Consider the following 19378-nt stretch of genomic DNA (forward strand, 5'->3'; position numbering starts at 1 on the left):
TGACGACAAAACACCGGTTAAGCTACCGTCATTGTTGTTGATTTACCTATTATAAAGCTTTATCGAGACAGTTTAGCAAGGTGCACCTTGCACCCCTGGTTGCACCGCCGGGCAGAGCGGTGCGCCTCCTCATCTCACTGCCAAGCCCGCTGGCCGCGTCTTCGCCGCGATCGATCCTGCCCTGTCCACGCACCGGCGGCGCACTAACTGGCGCACTACCTAACTGCGCGGAAACGGCCACGCGGCGTCGTGCCCGTTCGGATGCGCCGCGCCGTTGGTGCCATGCGCGCCCGGCGTGTCCGGGTTGACCGCCGCTACCGTGGCGGCCGGCGCCACCGGCGCCGCGACCGCGCCGCCCTCGCCTTCCCAGCGGCTCAATTCACGCGCCGCCGGCCCCTGCGCGGCGCGGTTGCGCTGCTGCACGTAGCGAACCGCGAGAAAGCCGCCAAGCGCCATCAGCGCGCCGAAGATACCGATCCTGGGTCGTCCCATCGTGAACTCCTTATGGTCTTAAAGCGAACGGATAGCGTGCCGCGCCTTAGCGCGCGGTCAGCACGCCCAGCACGAAGCCTACGCCTGCGGCAATGCCGATCGAGCGCCACGGGTTATGCCGCACGTAGCGTTCGGTATTGACGGTCGCCGTGCGATAGCGCCGCTGGGCATTCTGCTGCGCGTCGCCGAGCGCGGACTGCAGCGTCTCGACATGGGTGCCAAGCTTGTCGCGCAGCGCGTCGACGCCTTCGCCCGGCACATTGGCGGCAAGTCGCAGCATCTCTTCCGAGTCCTTCAGCAGCACCCGCAGATCCTCGACGATCTTCTGCCCGCCGAGTGCAAGCTGTTGCGTGGTGTCAGTCATCATTCACTCCTGGTCTGAGTTCGGCGTTGGCGTGGGCTTTTCCCTTTTCCGCGCCTGTGCGGGCTGGCGAACCGCCAGCGCCGCGCTCGCCTTGCTTCAATGGATGGCGCAAAAGCACACGCGTGTCGGGTACTAGGCGCAAACGCCGTGCCCGGTAACTTTGCCTCTTCGCAATGCGAGCGAATTCGCGTCAGGCACTTTCGACCGAGCGTGCGGAAAGTGTTTTCGGCGACCGTCACATCGTTTGCCGGAAGCGGCGTCGAAGTGGTTAAATCGACCTTTGTGAGATATTGGCCGTCGCGGCCGATCTCGTTTCAGGCCTGCGCGCCGCAACAACGCAACCCATTTGCACAGGACTCCCCGTTTATGGCGTCAATCGATCTGGACTCGCCCGTCTCCGCCGGCGGCAATACTTCGGCACAGGCGAAGCAGCGCGTCGCGGACGGCATCGCGGGACTCAAATCGTACGGGCTGTTATACGGCTCGTCGCCGGTCATGCTCGATCTGTACGAGCAGATCGAACGCGTGGCCGGCACCGACGCGACCGCGTTGATCATCGGCGAATCCGGCACCGGCAAGGAGCTGATCGCCCGCACGATTCACGATCAAAGCAGCCGCAAAGACATGCCTTTCGTCGCCGTGAACTGCGGCGCGATTCCCGACGAGCTCATCGAAGCCGAACTGTTCGGCCATGAAAAAGGCAGCTTCACTGGTGCGGTGCAGGGCCGCGTCGGCTATTTCGAACACGCGAACGGCGGCACGCTGTTCCTCGACGAAATCACCGAAATGGCGCCGGTGCGTCAGGTCAAACTGCTGCGCGCGCTCGAGACCGGCACGTTCTTCCGCGTCGGCGGCAACGATCTGATCAGCGGCAATGTGCGCGTGATCGCCGCGACCAATCGCGACCCGGCCGTGGCCGTGAAAGAGAACGGACTGCGCGAAGATCTGATGTACCGTCTCGCGGTTTTCCCGTTGCGCGCGCCGCCGTTGCGCGAACGCGAGGGCGATCGTGAATTGCTCGCCCAGCACTTTCTCGCGTTGCTGAACCAGCAGGAATCCGCCAGCAAAAGCTTCAGCAAACGCTCGCTCGAAACATTGCGCACCTGGTCGTGGCCGGGCAATGTGCGTGAGTTGAAAAACGCCGTGTATCGCGCGTTCATTCTCGCGGAGAAGACGGTCGAATTGCCGCATCCGCATCTCGCGTCGCGCGTGAAAAAACCCGTGACGCAGGGCGATGCGATGAGCGTGTGGATCGGCACACCGCTCGCGGACGCGCAAAAACAGATCATTCTCGGCACGCTCAAATATTGCGGCGGCGACAAACGACGCGCGGCGAAAGCGCTCGGCGTCAGTCTCAAAACGCTGTACAACCGCTTGAGCGCCTACGGCGACGAAGGCGGCGCGGACGACGAAGTCGAGCAGTAGAAAATTCCGTCGCGCGGCTTCCTGGCACGCTGACAAGCGCGTCAACAATCCCTTCGCATCGCCAATCAAACGGGTGACTGTCAATCAGAAACCCGCTTGAATCGCACCACTTTTTGCAATTGCTTGCACTTTCCCACTGCCAATTACAAATGGCATCCTGCAAAATGCGGCAGCACGTAGTGCCGCGTAGTTGTCGCATTGGATGACGTGCCGTTCGCTCACCCGGCGCTGTTCGCGCGTGAAACGAAAGGCACTTGCAGGAGCAGAGACAGGGAAATGCAAAAAAGTATGGTGTGGGCCGAATGGGTAAAACAGACGGCCGGGCGTGGACGCCCCAATGCAACCGCGGTCGTTGCACTGGCCGTGGCGATCTCGTCGGCGTTGAGCGGCTGTAGTTCGCTGTACTCGGAAGGCGCCGTGGCCGGAGCCGGTATTGGGGGCGCCGCGCTCGCGGCCAAAGTCACCAGCAATGCGGCGGTCGCCACCGGCATCGGTCTCGGCGCGGTCGCCGCGGCCAAAGCGGGCGTGCAGTACTCGGAGCGCGTGGTCCACACGAATACGCAGGACGGCATCGCCAAGATCGCCGGACCGCTCGACGTCGGCGCGATCGCGCCGTGGAGCGTGACCCACTCGTTCCCGATCGAAGACGACGAACACGGCCGCGTGACCGTCAGCCGCGCGATTAGCGCGGGCGCGCTCGACTGCAAGGAAATCGTCTTCTCGGTCGATACCACCGCCACCAAGAATGTGCCCGCCAGCAGCGCGTTTTACGTCGCGTCGATCTGTCGCGACGGCGACAACTGGAAATGGGCGTCGGCCGAGCCGGCTACCGAACGCTGGGGTGCGCTGCAATGATGGCGGGCTCGTCTGCGGCTTCTTCGGCCGCCTCAGGGGCGTACGTCGTCCGTTGCGTGCCGCGCTCTCAGGTAGCCCGTTGCGGCTCGTGCTGGCCGGCGCAGTGTGCGTCGGCGCGGCGCTGTTGACGAGCGGCTGCTCGTCGGTCGGCGCGGCGAGCGGTGCGGCCGCCGGGGTCGCGTCGGGTCTGGTGACGTCGAACCCGGCGATCGGCATCGGCGTCGGCATCGCGGTGCAAGCCGCAACCGACGAAGCCGTCGGCCGCTACATGCGCAACATGCACGAAGACCAGCAGAACCTGATCGCCGCGCTCGCGGGCGCGATGCCGGTCGGCGAAACGCGACCATGGGCGATCAAGCACACGCTACCAATCGAGAACGGCCACGGCCAGGTGCGCGTGACGCGCGCATTCGGCTCGGCGCTCGCGCTGTGCAAGGAGTTCGTATTCTCAGTGCAGGACGGCGAGGGTGCGAAGGCGCATGAGGACTGGTATACGGCCAGCGCGTGTCAGCAGGATAAGGGCTGGAAGTGGGCGTCGGCGGAACCGGCGGTCGAGCGTTGGGGCAATCTGCAATAAGCGCTCGGCGATAAGCGTTTAGCGGCAAGCACTCGGCGATAAGCGCTCGGCACCAAGCACGCCGCCCCAAGCACACGGCAATAAAAAAACGGCAGGGTCTCCCCTGCCGTTTTTGCCTGCTGCGTCCGGCGAACGAACCGAACCGCGCCAACCCTCTGCGCTTAAGACTCCACGTCTTCCAGACTGAAGATTTCGGTCTGGTCGTTATACGAGAAGATCTCGCCATAACGGCCCCAGTTGATGACCGCGTCGAGCGTCTCTTCCGCCGCGCTGTCCGACAGAAAATCCTCCAGCTCCTGCTCGAAGCGCACGCGCGGCGCGCGATGCCCCGGCCGTTCGTTCAGCACCTTCTTGATCCGCGCGGCGAGCGGCACATGCCGCAGCAGATGCTCGGCGAACATCATCTTCCGTTCCTGAGTGCCGAACTCGGAGAACACCCGCGCCGGCGGCGTCAGGAAAATATCGCCCTCGCGCACGTCGGCGAAACCGAGGTGTTGCAGCACTTCGGCCACCGGGAACAGATCGTCGACCTCCAGATGCAGCGAGCGGGCGATTTCCGGCATGTCGGCGCGGCCGTGGTACGGCGCGGCGGCCAGCGTTTCGATCAGACCCGCCATCAGGTTGGTCGACACATGCGGCAGCCAGCTATGCAACTCGAGACCCTTCTTGGTCTTTTCGTCGGTCTGACGCGCGGTCATCTTCGCGTAGATCTCATCGACGAGGCGGCGGAACGCCGGGTCCAGACGGTTGCGCGGATGCTTGAACGGCACCTTGATCTCGGCGATCACGCGGCCCGGATTCGACGACAGCACCAGAATCCGATCGCACATGAACACCGCTTCCTCGATGTTGTGCGTGACGATCAGCACCGCCTTGATCGGCATGCGGCCTTGCGTCCACAGATCGAGCAGGTCGGTACGCAGCGTTTCGGCGGTCAGCACGTCGAGCGCGGAGAACGGCTCGTCCATCAGCAGCAGCGTGGGGTCAACCACCAGCGCGCGGGCAAAGCCGACGCGCTGACGCATGCCGCCCGACAACTCGCGCGGATAGGCGTTTTCGAAGCCGTCCAGACCGATCAGATCGATCGCAGCCAGCGCGCGGGTGCGCCGCTCGCTCGCGCCGACGCCTTGCGCCTCGAGACCCGCTTCCACGTTCTGCAGCACGGTCAGCCACGGGAACAGCGCGAAGGTCTGAAACACCATCGCGATGCCGCGCGCGGGACCGCTGAGCGGCTTGCCCAGATACGTGACTTCGCCGTCGGTCGGTTCGATCAGACCGGCGATGATGCGCAACAGCGTCGACTTGCCCGAGCCCGAACGGCCCAGCAACCCGACGATCTCGCCTTCGCGCAGCGACAGATTCGCGTCGTCGAGGACGAGCAGCTCGCCCTGCGACTTGTTGAACCCGCGGCACACGTCCTTGACGCGCAGGATCTCTTCGCCGAGGCGCGGCGGCATCGGCGGAGTCTGGATCGGCGCGGCGGTCATAGCAGCTTTAGGATTTTGCATCGCGTTTAGCCTTTATTACTTAATCGAGCCGGAGCTTGGCTTCGGCATAGGCGTACATCGGACGCCACAGCAGGCGGTTGAACAGAGTCACGAACAGGGACATCACGGCGATGCCCATAATGATCTTCGGATAGTCCCCGGCCGCCGTGGTTTGGGCGATGTAGGCGCCGAGGCCGTGCGCGGCGACCTTGGTGTCGCCCCACTGCACGAATTCCGCGACGATACTCGCATTCCACGCGCCGCCCGACGCGGTGATCGCACCGGTCACGTAGTACGGGAAGATGCCCGGCAGCATGATCTGACGCCACCATTGCCAGCCGCGAATCTGGAAGTTCTTGGCGGCTTCGCGGTAGTCGTTCGGGTACGAACTGGCGCCGGCAATCACGTTGAACAGGATATACCACTGCGTGCCGAGCACGATCAGCGGCGACAGCCAGATGTCCGGGTTCAGGTGAAAGCGCACGATCACGATCACGAACACCGGAAACAGCAGGTTGGCCGGGAACGCGGCGAGGAACTGCGCAAGCGGCTGGATCTTTTCAGCCAGCGCCGGACGCAGCCCGATCAGGATCCCGATCGGCACCCAGATCACCGAGGCGATCGCGATCAGCAGAATCACCCGCAACAGCGTGATGAGCCCGAGGACGAACACGTGGCCGACCTCGTCGAGCGAGACGCCGGTACGCACGTAGGTGAACACGCGGTACACCACGTACACCGTGGCGACCAGCACCAGCGCAGCCCACAGCATGTCGCCGAGCTTCGAGCTTTTCTCGCGCTGCGGAATCTGGAAACGCGGCGCGTTGAACGCCGGCAGGCGGAAATTCACCCGCGCGGCCCGCGCGAACATCCAGCCGACCGGCACCAGCAGACGGTGAATCAGACGGGTGCGGCGAATCAGGTCGAGCAGCCAGGATTCCGGCGCGTCGCCCGAGCTGGTGTTTTCCATGCGGAACTTGTCGGCCCACGCGACCAGCGGACGGAACAGGAACTGGTCGTACGCGAGAATCACGACCGTCATGGCGAGAATCACCCAGCCGATCGCGTGCAGGTTTTTGTCCGAGATCGCCTGCGCGAGATACGCGCCGATGCCCGGCAGCGTGATCGTGTTGTTGCCGACGGTGATTGCTTCCGAAGCGACCACGAAGAACCAGCCGCCCGACATCGACATCATCATGTTCCAGATGAGGCCGGGCATCGAGAACGGCACTTCGAGCTTCCAGAAGCGCTGCCACGAGGTCAGATGAAAGCCGCGCGACACTTCGTCCAGATCGCGCGGCACCGTGCGCAGCGACTGATAGAAGCTGAACGTCATGTTCCACGCCTGGCTCGTGAAGATCGCGAAGATCGCCGCCAGTTCGGCGCCGAGCACGCGGCCTGGAAACAGCGCGAGAAAGAAGGTGACCGTAAACGAAATGTAGCCCAGCACCGGCACCGACTGCAGGATGTCGAGAATCGGCACCAGCACCAGACCGGCGCGCCGGCTCTTGGCCGCCAGCGTGCCGTATACGAGCGTGAAGAACAGCGACGCAACCATGGCCGCGAGCATGCGCAACGTGGTGCGCATGGCATATTCAGGCAGGTTCGACGGGTCGAGCGAGATGGCCTGGGTCTTGAGCGTCGACATCGGCGCCAGCGTTTCGTGGAAACCGATCGCCGCCATCGCGATGATGCAGATGATCAGCGGAAACGCGACGAAGTCCCAGCGGTTGGGCAACACCCGCCATGCGGACGCATTGGCGGTGCGCTTCAGGTTGAAGCTGAAATCCATCAGAGGCCCTCCCCGTTGATGAAAGCGAAACGTACGAAGGAGGCCGAGGCAGGCGCGCGACGGTCTGAAGATCGGTCCGGAAAGCGGAAATCAGGCATGGCAAAAACGCGTGGGCGCGGTAAATCGTTAGCGTTGGAGACACGTGGGCCGGTGACGGCCGTGTCCGTGGACGAGCCGCCCGGACCGCAACCATCGAGCCGGACTCCTGTCGCCGCAGGCGCCGCCCGAAGGCTGGCGGGCTTTCCTTGTTTTGGACGGCACGACACTACACCATCCTATGTTTCAGGCACAACCTTTAGCGGTAAATAGCGATATCTCGCGGCAAACGCCTGGTTAAAGCCTGGCGGGGTTTCGAGGCAGGCTTGATCCAGTCGTCAGCTTCGCGTGCGGAAAACCCGCACGACCATCAAGAAACGGGCTGAACTGCCGTTATCAACCTGATCGCCGCGACACACCGTTTGCATTCCCGCAATAACGGTGGCGTCAGGCCCCATGACGGTTAAAATCAGGAGACGACGCACCGGCCGGCGCTCTGTCCGGCCACCGCGCCGCGACACGGCAGCGGCGCATCGCGAGCCGCTTCCACGAGAGCCGAACAGCGCCAGCGCGCTGCCACGAACGAGCTAGTTGCATGTCACAGCCAGACGGATCAGAGGGTCGATGAACAGGACAACCTTGCGCCAGGCAACCGGACCGATCAGCTTCGCGCTGATCGTACTGGTTTGCTGGTTCGTGGCCGGCATGGTCGCGGACCGGATGGTACAGCAAGAGCTGGACGCGGCCCTGCACACGCAGCGGCAGATGTCCACGTCGATCGTCGACAACATGGCGGAAGTGATTGCCAGCGACCTTGCGATGTCGCGGGCCATTCCCGCCACCATGGCCGAAATGGACGTTGTCCAGCACGCTCTGGTGCAATCGCAGAATTATGCCGCGAACGGCGCGGCGGCGGAACCCGCCCTGCACGCCGCGCTGTTAAAAGACGCCCGCATGAGCGCCGTGAGCGAGTTCCTGCACGACGCGCAAGGCTTCTCCGGACTCGACCAGATCTGGCTCGTCAACGCCAACGGCATCTGCGTCGCGTCGAGCAATTCCATCAGCAATCCGCAGGCGGCGCAGCAGTCGTTCGTCGGCATCGACATGCGCGAGCGCGGCTATCTGGCCAACGCGCTGCTTGGGGCTTTTGCGGAAGCCTATGGCGTCGGCCGGGCGAGCGGCGAGCCGGGCATCTTCATCGCCGCGCCGGTTTATGCCGATGGCCTGCTGGTCGGCGTGGTGGTCGCCAAGGTCGGGATCGCGCGGTTGCGCCACTGGGTCGCGCACGCCGGCACCTTCGTCGCCGATGAAAACGGCGTCATCATCATGGCGCACAACAGCGCGCTCGAAGGCCACGCGCTGCCGAATTCGCGCGTCATGCAGATGAGCGACGCCGACCGCAAGATCGTCTACCGCCGCGAAGCATTTACCGATATCAGCATTCAGGTCGACACCCAGGTGCGCGACCAGGCGCCGTGGGTGCCCGCGTCGATCGCCGGGCAGTTGTTCGGCATGAGCGAGCGGCCGGTGCCGTCGCTGTATCAGGCCCGCACCGGCTTGAACTCCGGGCTCTCCGCGCATCTGGTCGATCCGCTGGCGGCCTGGCCCGAACTGTTGCGCAATCACAAGCGAGATCATTTGCTGGTGTTCCTGACGCTGGCCGGCACGGTCGCGCTGGCCTGGGTGATCACCGTGTCGTATGTGCGCGAGCGGCGCCACCATCGCGCCACGCGCGACCTCGCCGAGCAGTTGCAGTCGGCCAATACGCTGCTGTCGGCCGAGGCGCGTCACGACGCGCTGACCGGGGCGCTGTCGCGGCGCTACTTCCTCGACCTGTTGCGCCACGAGATCGAGCGCGCGCATGCCAACAACGAGCCGCTGTGCATGGCGATCGCCGATCTCGATCACTTCAAGCAGATCAACGACCGCTTCGGCCACGCCGCCGGCGACCGCGCGCTCGAACATTTCGTCGACACCTGCCGCGCCGAACTACGCGGCTCGGATGCGATCGGCCGGCTGGGTGGCGAAGAGTTCGGGCTGCTGCTGCCGGCTACCGATCTGGCCGGCGGCCATGAAGTGGTGGAGCGGTTGCGGTTGCGGCTGAAGGCGATACCTTCGCCGAAGTTGCCGGCTTCGGTGGGCTTGAGCGTGAGCATCGGGATTACCGAGCTGTCGCCCGACGACCTGCCCGAACGGATCATGAGCCGTGCCGACACCGCGCTCTACGCGGCGAAATCGGGCGGCCGCGACCGCACCGAAGCCTTGCCGCCCGACGACACCGCGCCGCCCACGCGTACCGTGGCCAACGTCTGGTGAGCATGGCGCCGCGATTGCCGCCGCGGCTTCGCGACACACGCCGCCGGCGCACGTAGCGAAGCGCGCCTCGATGCAGCGCCACTGACGCAACGCAAGTCCCTCCCTCGTGGCTCCCGTAATGAAGCAGGTATGATCGACCCTGATATCTAGGTTGCCGCTACCGCTTTAACGGGAGATTCGCATGAAGGGAAATTTGGTCATCGTCTGTCGGGATCAGGATGCGCACGCATTCGATCATCTGCTGGCTGAATACGGCGCGTTCCAGACGCGCCTGTCGTCGACCACGTGGTATCTGAAGCTGGACGTTGCGCCGGAACTGATTCAGGAGGAGATCCTGGCGCGGCTCGGCAAATACACCACGCACTATATTTTCGAAGCCGAAACGGTGACGTGGAATACGGTGGATGGCGACGCGGCCAATGCGCTGAACACGCTGTTCTCGGACTAGCGTGGATTGGCGTATTGAACTAGAAAACTAGAGAACCCGAGAAGTAAGCGGCCGCGCATGAGCGGCCGCGCGCAGGAAATTACCAGACGCTTTCCGAGATCGCCGCGATTCGCGGCACCGCCTCAAACGGGAAGCTAATCAACACGCGCAAGCCACGACCGCCGTGGTTGCCGATCTCCCACTCCCCGCCTGCCCGCCGCACCAGCCGCTCGACGATCGCGAGCCCGAGCCCGCTATGGCCGTTGCCGCCGCGCGCCGGATCGAGCCGCACGAATGGCCGGCTGGCATTGATCAGATCTTGCGCGGCGATACCGCCGCCGCTGTCGCTGACCGACAGCGTGTAGCCCTGCGCGGTGCGCGCGGTGGCGACGACGATCGGCGGCGCGCCATATGCATGTGCGTTATCGAGCAGGTTCGACAGAATCCGGTCGAGCGTGGCGGCCGGCAGCAGGAACGCGGGCCCCGCGTGCAACTCGGTCTGCACGGCGGGCACACCGCCAGCTACCGCGCGATAGCTGCGCACTACCCGCTCGCATTGCGCGTCGACTTCGACGGCTTCGCTGCGATCGGCGCCGTCGTGCGCGAACACCAGGAATTGCTCGACGATATGCGTCATCGAATCGACGTCGCGGACCACGCCGTCGCGCATTTTCACTTCTTCCATCATTTCAGCGCGCAGCCGCAAACGCGCGAGTGGCGTCTTGAGGTCGTGCGCGACGCCGGCCAGCATCACCGCGCGATCGTTTTCCGTGCGCGCCACTTCCTGCACCATCTGATTGAAACCATGGGTCAATTGCCGCAACTCGCGCGGACCACGCTCCGGTACCGGCGGCACCGGCAAGCCGCGGCCGAAACGCGCCACCGCCTGCGCAAGCGAACGCAACGGACGCTGCAAGGCCCACGCCGCGAACAGCGCCGCCATCACGGCGAACGAGAAAATGATCGCGAGCCACAGCATGGTGCGGTCGAGCGAGCGCGGCGGACGCAACGGCTGCACCGGCACGACGATCCAGTTGGCGTCTGACGCACCGCGCACCCACAGCGTGGGCGGGCGGCCCGGCTCGCCGACGCGCACCTGGGTGCCGGGCGGCATGCGGTCACGCGCGTCTTCGATAAAGCGTTCGAGCGGCGCCGGCATGTCGGCTCGCTCCGCCGGCACGTCCGGGCTGGACGGATCGACCAGCTTCACGCGCGACGGCAACGGCTGATCCGGCGTATGCGCGACGTGCTGACGCACCGCGTCGACGAGGAACGTGGCTTCTTCCACCGCGTAACGCGTCTGCAATTGGCTGCGCTCCAGGCGCATCAATGCGAACCACGCGAAATGCGACAGGAGCAGAACCGCGACGACTAGCAGCGCCAGTCGCCCGAAGAGCGAATCAATGGGCCGACGCATGCTGTTCGCCATCCGGCACGAACACGTAACCACGGCCGCGCACCGTTTGAATGAAGCGCGGCGTGGACGGATCGGTTTCGAGAATGCGACGCAGACGCCACACCTGCACGTCGATACCGCGGTCGGTGCCGTCATATTCCGGACCGTGCAGCAGTTCGAGCAGGCGTTCGCGTGTCAGCGTGCGCATGGGGTGATTGACAAAAATCTTCAGCAGCGCGAATTCGCTGCCGGACAGCGTGAGCGGCTTGTCTTCCAGATTCAGCGTGCGCGACTGGAAGTCGAGCGTAAAGCGGCCGAAGTTGAACGGCTCGCGCTGTTCCGGCGCGGCCGCCGACGGCAACGTGCGACGCCGCCGCAGCACCGCCTGCACACGCGCCAGCAACTCGCGCGGGTTGAACGGCTTGCCGAGGTAGTCGTCGGCGCCGAGTTCCAGCCCGACGATACGGTCGACGTCGTCCGCACGCGCGGTGAGCATGATCACGGGGATGTCGTCGCCCGACGCGCGCAGTTTGCGCAGCGCAGTCAACCCGTCGACGCCCGGCATCATCAGGTCGAGCACGATCAGGTCCGGGCGCTCGCGTTCGAGCCTGCGCTCGAGCGAGCCCGCGTCGTGCAGCACCGAGACTTCGATGCCCTGACGGGCCAGATAGTCGCGCAGCAGATCACGCAATTCGACGTCGTCGTCGACAACCAGTATTTGAGTAGCCATGGGATGGAGTTTAACGCGCAGCTGAAAGGGTTTTCGTTTCCGGACGGCCTTCAAGGGTTACCGGGTGTTACGGTGAAAGCCACCCGTAATGACCCGTAATAGCCGAATCAAGCCACGTAACACAGCGCACGACGCAGTTCTCTACGCTGTGTCTTACCGAATGCAGGCCGTCCACGTTTATCGGTTGCATCGTCGGCTATTCCATTACAAGGAGCCTTACATGTCCACCAAAAAGATGTCGCGCGTTCTCGCCGTTGCCGCCACTGCTCTCGCCATCGGCGCGGGCGCAGCCTATGCAGCCCAACCCGCCGGTCACGGCGGCCCCGGCGGCTGGCACGCCGGTTTCATGAAGCAACTCACGCAGCTGCACGACCAGTTGAAGCTCAACGCGGATCAGGAAAAGCAGTGGCAAGCCGCGCTCAACACAATGAAGCAGAACCATGAGGCAATGCGCGCCAACCACGAGCAGATCAAAGATCAGTTCAAGGCCGCGCAGCAACAGCCGATCCTGGATCTGAACGCAATGTCCGCCGCGCATCAGCAGGTCGAGCAGAAAGATGCGCAACTGCGTCAGCAAACCTCCGACGCGTGGCTGTCGTTCTACAACGGCCTGAACGATCAGCAGAAAACCACCGTCAGCACGGCGCTGAAGCAGCGCTTTGCCAGGATGGAAGCGCGTCACGACAAGATGCGCGAGGGTTGGGAACATCACAAGGGCGCAGCGTCGGCGCCGGCTGCGAATCAGTAATGAGCCGCAGTGTAGGCGGAAGGGGGCGGCTGCCGCCGCCTTCCGGATGCAAAAACGCCACGGAAATTTTCCGTGGCGTTTCTGTTTGGTGGGGCGCGCCGCCCTCCAGTTCAGGCGCGGCGGCGTTCAGGCGCCCAACGAAGCAGACGCTCGAACGCCAGGCCCATCATCCGTTCAGCGGCCCGAGATCGAACAGCAGCACTTCAGCGTCTTCGCCCTTCTCCAGCGTCACCGTGTCGATCTCGCTGAGCTTGGCTGCGTCGCCCGCATGGAGCGCTTCGCCGTTCACCGTCAGCGCGCCGCGCGCTACATGCACATACGCGAGACGCCCCGCCGGCAACGTCAACGTCGCCTGTTCCGCACCGTCGATCAGCGCCGCGTAGATCGAGGCGTCCGCGTGGATCGTCACCGAACCGTCGCGGCCATCGGGCGACGCGACGACGCGCAGACGGCCGCGCTTGTCGGCGTCGACGAAACGTTTTTCCTCGTAGCTGGGGACGTCGCCCGTGCGTTGCGGAATCACCCAGATCTGCAACAGATGCGCGGCGTCCTCCTGCGACGCGTTGTACTCGCTATGCTGCACGCCCGTGCCGGCGCTCATGCGCTGCACGTCGCCCGGACGGATGGTCGAGCCGTTGCCCATGCTGTCGCGGTGCGCCAGCGCGCCGTCCAGCACGTACGTGACGATCTCCATATCGCGATGGCCATGCGTGCCGAAGCCCTGGCCACCGGCAATGCGGTCTTCGTTGATGACCCGCAGCGGGCCGAAATGCACGTGTTGCGGATCGCGATAGTCGGCGAAAGAGAAGCTGTGATACGAGTCGAGCCAGCCGTGGTTGGCGTGGCCGCGTTCTTCGGAACGGCGGATCTCGATCATGGAAGGACTCCCGGTGAGTAATTAGCGATGTACTCAATGTAGGGGCGCACGGCGCGCTACACAATCGGCACGGGCGCACCGGATCGTTCCACAAATCCATGCAATCGAAGCCCGTGGGCGCGTGCGGCGGTTCGGGCCGACGGCGCAACGAGCGGCCGAACCGCCGCGCACGACGCGCGCGCGGCCGCGAGCTGAGCCCGCCGCGCCGGGCAACGTCGCGCTCGCACAACGGCTGGTCCGCCGAGTGGCCGACCCCGGCGCGCCGCACTGGCGCCGCGTCCCTGTTCGGGTAAAATACCGCCCTTTTCAAGACACGTGGGTGCCGAAGGCACGCCGGCCGGGCCTGACAGCCGGGTCGCAAGAGCGCGCCAAGCCGCAGCGGCTCCGCCGCCCCGTCTGAAAACGCAGCCCGCGAACCGATCCCCGATCCCGCGCGGCGCGACAATTTTGACCGCCTAGAATAGCGACGGCCGGCCACGAGCCGGCGTTCGTCGGGATCGAAGCACCACGACGATCAGTTTGATCCAGGAGAAACATGAAGAAGTTCGCACTGTGCGTGGCGCTTGCGGTCATGGCCACCAGCGCGATGGCGAAGGAATGGAAGACCGTGCGCATCGGGGTCGACGCCAGCTACCCGCCGTTCGAATCGGTGGCGCCGAGCGGCCAGGTTGTCGGCTTCGACGCCGATCTGACTCATGCGCTGTGCGCGCGGATGAACGTCAGGTGCGTGTGGATCCAGCAGGATCTCGACGGCATCATTCCGGCGTTGAAGGGCAAGAAATACGATGCGATCGTGTCGTCGCTGACCGTCACGGACAAGCGTCGCGAGCAGATCGACTTCTCCGACAAGCTGTTCGACGCACCGGCCCGCATGATCGCCAAAACCGGCTCGCCGCTGCTGCCGACGCCTGAATCGCTGAAAGGCAAACGCGTCGGCGTCGAACAGGGTTCGACTCAGGAAGCGTACGCCAAAGCGTGGTGGGAACCCAAAGGCGTGACCGTGGTGCCCTATCAGAACCAGGATCAGGTGTACGCCGACCTCGCCTCGGGCCGCCTCGACGCGACGCTGCAAGACGAAATCCAGGCCGACGCGGGCTTCCTCAAGACGCCGCGCGGCAAGGGCTTTGGCTGGGCCGGACCGGACGTTAAGGACCCGAAGACGATCGGCGAAGGCACCGCCATCGGCCTGCGCAAGGAAGATACCGATCTGAAGGCGATGTTCAACAAGGCGCTGGCGCAGGTTCACCAGGACGGCACGTTCAGGAAGCTGGAGAAGCAGTACTTCGACGTCGATATTTATCCAGGACATTAAGCTGGGCGCTGAGCTGGGCACCACGCGGGGCGCCGGGTCAAACCGCAACCGCGGCATCGTCCCGCTCACCGCACATGTCCAGCCGCAGTCAAACCGCCTCACGCAACACCCGCGCTTCTCGGGGCTCGCCCGCATGGGCTTTCCCCGGGCTTCGTAATACAGTCGTCGGCAGTCGGCGACCCGCTTCAGGCAGTCATCCGGCAGTAGCGTCACCCGCAGTAGCTTCACAGGCAGTTTTCATCACGAGAGTCGAAAAGCGCGCTGCAAGTCCGGCAACGGTCATGCAGTCATGATTTGCACAGCGGTGCGCTGTGCGCCGCCGGTCGCGGCGAGCCCCGGGCTCGCGGCAAACGCGGTGCGGAGCTGGCCGCGTCTTTCGCGGTGTGTCACAAGCACATCGTCAAGGACCCCCTATGTACCTTCAAGGCTACGGCCCGCTGCTTCTTAACGGCACCTGGCAAACCGTCAAACTGGCGGTGTTGTCGCTGGCGTTCGCTTTTGTGCTGGGCCTGCTCGGCGCGGCGGCGAAACTGTCCAGGAACCGCTTCTCCCAGGGCGTCGGCACCGTCTACACGACGCTCGTGCGCGGTGTGCCCGATCTGGTGCTGATGCTGCTGCTGTTCTATAGCATCCAGATCTGGCTGAACAACCTCACCGACCTGCTCGGCTGGGATCAGATCGATATCGATCCGTTCGTGGCCGGCGTCGCGGTGCTCGGCTTCATCTACGGCGCGTACTTCACCGAAACCTTCCGCGGCGCGTTTCTCGCGGTGCCGCGCGGCCAGCTCGAAGCGGGCGCGGCCTACGGCATGACCGGCTGGCAGGTGTTCACGCGCGTCATGTTCCCGCAGATGATGCGGTTCGCGCTGCCCGGCATCGGCAATAACTGGCAGGTGATGGTCAAGGCCACGGCGCTGGTGTCGATCATCGGTCTCGCCGACGTCGTCAAGGCGTCGCAGGACGCCGGCAAGGGCACGCTGCGGTTCTTCTTCTTCACCCTGCTCGCGGGGGCGATCTATCTCGTCATCACCACAGTGTCCAACTTCGTGCTGATGTACCTCGAAAAGCGTTACTCGACCGGCGTGCGAAAGGCGGATCTATGATCGAGATCATTCAGGAATACTGGCGCAACTATCTCTATACCGACGGCTACCGCCTCACCGGCGTGGCGATCACTTTGTGGCTGCTGGTGGTGTCGATCGGGCTGGGCTTCTGCCTGTCGATTCCGCTCGCGGTAGCGCGCGTGTCGAAGAAGAAATGGCTGCGCGGCATCGTTTGGCTCTATACGTACGTGTTCCGCGGCACACCGTTGTACGTGCAACTACTGCTCTGCTACACCGGCTTGTATAGCCTCGAGATCGTGCGCAGTCACGAACTCACCAACGCGTTCTTCCGCGACGGCATGCATTGCACGCTGCTCGCCTTCACGCTGAACACCTGCGCGTACACCACCGAGATTTTCGCCGGCGCGATCAAGGCGACGCCATACGGCGAGATCGAAGCGGCTCGCGCGTACGGCATGTCGTCGTTCACGCTGTACCGGCGCGTGATTCTGCCGTCGGCACTGCGCCGCGCGCTGCCGTACTACAGCAACGAAGTGATCCTGATGCTGCACGCCACCACCGTCGCCTTCACCGCGACCGTGCCGGACATCCTCAAGATCGCTCGCGACGTGAACTCCGCGACGTATCAGTCGTTCAACGCATTCGGCCTCGCCGCCCTGCTCTATCTGTGCATTTCTTTCGCGCTCGTGTGGCTGTTCCGCCGCGCCGAGCGCCGCTGGCTCGCGTATCTGCGGCCGCAAGGCAAGTAACCCGGGGCAACGCGCCCTCAGCCAGCCAGCACGCTCAAGGATCCTGATGAACACCAAGAAGCAGAAGCTCTTCGTCGACGAGCTTCACAAACAGTACGGCGACAACGAAGTCCTCAAGGGCGTGTCGCTGAAGGCCAATGCCGGCGACGTGATCAGCGTGATCGGCTCGTCCGGTTCGGGCAAGAGCACGATGCTCCGCTGCATCAACTTTCTCGAACAGCCGAACTCGGGCCGCATCTTCGTCGACGGCGAGGAAGTGCGGACCCAGCTCGCCAAGAACGGCGCGCTGCGCGTGTCCGACCCGAAGCAGTTGCAGCGCGTGCGCACCCGTCTGTCGATGGTGTTCCAGCACTTCAACCTGTGGTCGCACATGAACGTGCTCGAGAACATCGTCGAAGCGCCGATCAACGTGCTGGGTCTGAAGCGCAAGGAAGCCGAAGAACGCGCCCGCGAGTATCTGGAGAAAGTGGGCCTCGCGCCGCGTCTCGAGAAACAGTATCCGTCGCATCTGTCGGGCGGCCAGCAACAACGCGTGGCGATTGCGCGGGCGCTGGCCATGCATCCGGACGTGATGCTGTTCGACGAACCGACCTCCGCGCTCGATCCCGAACTGGTCGGCGAAGTGCTCAAGGTGATGCAGACGCTCGCCGAAGAAGGCCGCACGATGATCGTCGTGACGCACGAAATGGCGTTCGCCCGCAACGTCTCGAATCACGTGATGTTCCTGCACCAGGGACGCGTGGAAGAAGAAGGCCATCCCGACGAGGTGTTCAAAAACACCCGCAGCGAACGCCTCAAACAGTTCCTGTCCGGCAGCCTCAAATAAACACCGTCGAATAGCCCATCATTTGGGCTGTAGTCAAAGTAGCATTACAGGGCGCTTACGAGCGCCCTTTTTGTTTCGCTGAACTGCGCATTTGGGCTGTTTTGGCCGCGAAATCCCACTTTCAACCGTCCCCCACCCCCTCTTTTCGCCCTACTCTGCTGCTTTTCAAGCGTCAATAGTGGCAATCCTTAACGTTGTTGCCGCCGATCCGTGATTCCCTTGTCGCGTAAGGGTTTCCGCCTTTTTCGAAGGTGTCGCAAAGGGTCATTGCGCACATTCTTATTGCAATTTGGAGACATCGGTCGTGGCGGGTACTAATTTCTTCTCCCAGCGAAGTGTATTTTTGATAAATTAGTAACCAAAGTAGCAAAACAAAGTTGATTAAAAGTAGTTTCACTTCAAAAGCACAGAGGAGAACCGGTCGGCGAGGGATCGGCATGACGACCAGATAGCCCCAGGCTACACGTCACGGCAGGAGACCCAATCCACCCGCCAATCTCCCTGGTACCGATTTCTGTTCGGCGCATTTGCGTCCGAACACCATTCGCAGTACTGGGTTTCACTATTTGACAGGGTATGGAGGAGAAGATGAAGAAAGCTTTGCTCGCCGCGGCGCTGATGTCGGCCGGTGTTATTGCGCACGCCCAAAGCAGCGTCACGCTGTACGGCCGCCTGGATGCAGGCCTGGAGTACATGAGCGGCCTGTCGAACGGCAATGGCGGATCGACGAACCGTTTCAAGGCAGAAAGCGGCGACTGGGGTACCAGCCTGTGGGGTATGAAGGGCGTTGAGGACATCGGTGGCGGCAACAAGGTTCTGTTCCAGTTGGAAGGCTCCTTCAACACCATGACCGGCGCAGGCCCTGGCGGTGGCGGTCTCTTCAATCGTTGGGCAACGGTCGGCCTGTCGAACGACGCGTACGGTACCTTCACGATGGGCCGCATGCTGTACATCTCGAACGGCGTGTGGGACTTCGACCCGTTCGGTCAATCGAACTGGTCGTCGGCGTCGCTGGTGCGTGGCCGCAACTGGCCGCAATCGAGCAACAACTTCGCGTACCAGTCGCCGAAGATCGCGGGCTTTGACTTCTACGGTCAATACGCGCTGTCGAACGCAACGAGCTGGAACGGTAACGGCACGACGGCCCAAGGTCGCGAAGCTGGTGCACAGGTCACCTACACGTCCTCGCTGTTCCAGTTGCGCGGCATGTACGACGAAATCCGCAACCCGGCCAACGGCAGTCTCGGCGACCCGTTCAACTTCTCGCGTGAATACACGGGCGCAGCCAACGTTTTCCTCGGCCAGTTCAAGATTCAGGGCGCGTTCCAGGCAGTGCGCACGGCTGGCGTGACTGGCGTCGCGTACGGCACGCCGACCACCCTCGATCACGAATGGGGTGGTGTGACGTGGCAAGCTACGCCGGCAGCTGCGCTTATCGGTGCGGTCTATCACGTGAACGCCAACAACGGCGGTGGCAACGCAACGATCTACACGCTGGGCGGTTCGTACAACCTGTCCAAGCGGACGCTGCTGGACATCCAGGTCGCGACCGTGCGTAACAGCAAGACCGCCAACTTCGGTCTCGAAGCGAACTCGGCAGGCGCAGGCGGCCCGACGACGGGCGGCGGCTTCAACGACAACCCGCTGCCGGGTCACCAGCAATCGGGTGTGTACGCAGGTATTCAACACTCGTTCTAAACGAACGGCGCCCCGGGGGACATTCTTCGGGGCGAAGTCAGACAGTCTTCAAGAGAATCTTTTTCACGCTGCTGCGAGAGGCGCGTATCGGTGCGATGTCCGAAAGGGTATCGCACCGTTTTTTATTTCTGGGCGCGCTTTTGCCTCGGCCCCGGCGCACCGCTGCGGTGCATTCGCGGACCGCGTGGCGACCGCTGCGAACTCGAA

At 63.6% G+C, this 19378-nt stretch carries 18 protein-coding genes; 11 read left to right on the forward strand and 7 right to left on the reverse strand.

The features are described from left to right. Positions 1-219 precede the first annotated feature (219 nt). On the reverse strand, positions 220-492 hold the full coding sequence (locus FA94_RS14435) for a hypothetical protein (protein ID WP_035552241.1): 273 nt from the start codon (positions 490-492) through the stop codon (positions 220-222). 46 nt (positions 493-538) lie between these two features. Beyond that, positions 539-856 (reverse strand): ElaB/YgaM/YqjD family protein, encoded by a 318-nt coding sequence (locus tag FA94_RS14440; RefSeq protein WP_035552244.1) that lies wholly within the window; start codon positions 854-856, stop codon positions 539-541. 366 nt (positions 857-1222) lie between these two features. On the opposite strand from FA94_RS14440, the gene FA94_RS14445 reads away from it, so the two are divergent. From FA94_RS14445 to FA94_RS14455, 3 genes are all read left to right on the forward strand, one after another. Next, a complete protein-coding gene (locus tag FA94_RS14445) occupies positions 1223-2281 on the forward strand; it encodes a sigma-54 interaction domain-containing protein (RefSeq protein ID WP_035562140.1) in 1059 nt (352 codons plus the stop codon). A 276-nt stretch (positions 2282-2557) separates the two neighbouring features. Further along, entirely contained in the window at positions 2558-3136 is a 579-nt protein-coding gene (locus FA94_RS14450; protein WP_035552247.1) for a hypothetical protein, read from the forward strand. A gap of 52 nt (positions 3137-3188) precedes the next feature. Beyond that, positions 3189-3713: a hypothetical protein gene (locus FA94_RS14455; RefSeq protein ID WP_035562143.1), complete on the forward strand. Its 525-nt coding sequence runs from the start codon at positions 3189-3191 to the stop codon at positions 3711-3713. Between the two features lie 161 nt (positions 3714-3874). Here the strand turns inward: FA94_RS14455 and FA94_RS14460 are convergent, their stop codons facing one another. Further along, a complete protein-coding gene (locus FA94_RS14460) occupies positions 3875-5221 on the reverse strand; it encodes an ABC transporter ATP-binding protein (RefSeq protein ID WP_035552249.1) in 1347 nt (448 codons plus the stop codon). A gap of 19 nt (positions 5222-5240) precedes the next feature. Next, a complete protein-coding gene (locus FA94_RS14465; protein WP_035552250.1) occupies positions 5241-6992 on the reverse strand; it encodes an ABC transporter permease in 1752 nt (583 codons plus the stop codon). 660 nt (positions 6993-7652) lie between these two features. Between FA94_RS14465 and FA94_RS14470 the strand changes: the two genes are divergently transcribed. Together FA94_RS14470 and FA94_RS14475 are read left to right on the forward strand one after the other, a co-directional pair. Then, positions 7653-9344 (forward strand): sensor domain-containing diguanylate cyclase, encoded by a 1692-nt coding sequence (locus FA94_RS14470; protein ID WP_035552252.1) that lies wholly within the window; start codon positions 7653-7655, stop codon positions 9342-9344. Between the two features lie 181 nt (positions 9345-9525). Continuing rightward, on the forward strand, positions 9526-9792 hold the full coding sequence (locus tag FA94_RS14475) for a hypothetical protein (RefSeq protein WP_035552253.1): 267 nt from the start codon (positions 9526-9528) through the stop codon (positions 9790-9792). 79 nt (positions 9793-9871) lie between these two features. Here FA94_RS14475 and FA94_RS14480 read toward each other — a convergent pair whose 3' ends face one another. Then, a complete protein-coding gene (locus FA94_RS14480) occupies positions 9872-11188 on the reverse strand; it encodes an ATP-binding protein (RefSeq protein WP_035552256.1) in 1317 nt (438 codons plus the stop codon). Further along, positions 11172-11897: a response regulator gene (locus FA94_RS14485; protein WP_035552258.1), complete on the reverse strand. Its 726-nt coding sequence runs from the start codon at positions 11895-11897 to the stop codon at positions 11172-11174. The genes FA94_RS14480 and FA94_RS14485 overlap by 17 nt, the downstream gene beginning before the upstream one ends. 220 nt (positions 11898-12117) lie before the next feature. Here FA94_RS14485 and FA94_RS14490 point away from each other — a divergent pair, with 220 nt between their 5' ends. Then, complete coding sequence (locus FA94_RS14490) at positions 12118-12645, forward strand: Spy/CpxP family protein refolding chaperone (RefSeq protein WP_035552261.1); 528 nt, start codon at positions 12118-12120, stop codon at positions 12643-12645. A 166-nt stretch (positions 12646-12811) separates the two neighbouring features. On the opposite strand, the gene FA94_RS14495 is transcribed toward FA94_RS14490, so the two are convergent. Beyond that, positions 12812-13522, reverse strand: coding sequence for a pirin family protein (locus tag FA94_RS14495; RefSeq protein ID WP_035552264.1), 711 nt, complete (start codon positions 13520-13522; stop codon positions 12812-12814). Positions 13523-14057: 535 nt separating this feature from the next. Between FA94_RS14495 and FA94_RS14505 the strand changes: the two genes are divergently transcribed. The 5 genes from FA94_RS14505 to FA94_RS14525 all read left to right on the forward strand — a co-directional run bounded on the left by FA94_RS14505 (position 14058) and on the right by FA94_RS14525 (position 19171). Beyond that, on the forward strand, positions 14058-14834 hold the full coding sequence (locus FA94_RS14505) for an ABC transporter substrate-binding protein (RefSeq protein ID WP_035552269.1): 777 nt from the start codon (positions 14058-14060) through the stop codon (positions 14832-14834). Between the two features lie 413 nt (positions 14835-15247). Further along, on the forward strand, positions 15248-15937 hold the full coding sequence (locus tag FA94_RS14510) for an ABC transporter permease (protein ID WP_035552272.1): 690 nt from the start codon (positions 15248-15250) through the stop codon (positions 15935-15937). Continuing rightward, positions 15934-16647 (forward strand): ABC transporter permease, encoded by a 714-nt coding sequence (locus FA94_RS14515; RefSeq protein ID WP_035552274.1) that lies wholly within the window; start codon positions 15934-15936, stop codon positions 16645-16647. The genes FA94_RS14510 and FA94_RS14515 overlap by 4 nt, the downstream gene beginning before the upstream one ends. Positions 16648-16693: 46 nt before the next feature. After that, the gene (locus tag FA94_RS14520) at positions 16694-17473 is read left to right on the forward strand and encodes an ABC transporter ATP-binding protein (protein WP_035552278.1); all 780 of its coding nucleotides are present in this window, start codon (positions 16694-16696) and stop codon (positions 17471-17473) included. A gap of 588 nt (positions 17474-18061) precedes the next feature. After that, positions 18062-19171, forward strand: a complete 1110-nt coding sequence (locus FA94_RS14525; protein WP_035552281.1) for a porin — start codon at positions 18062-18064, stop codon at positions 19169-19171. Positions 19172-19378 lie beyond the last annotated feature (207 nt).

The sequence above is a fragment of the Burkholderia sp. 9120 genome, assembly GCF_000745015.1.
Lineage (GTDB): Bacteria > Pseudomonadota > Gammaproteobacteria > Burkholderiales > Burkholderiaceae > Paraburkholderia.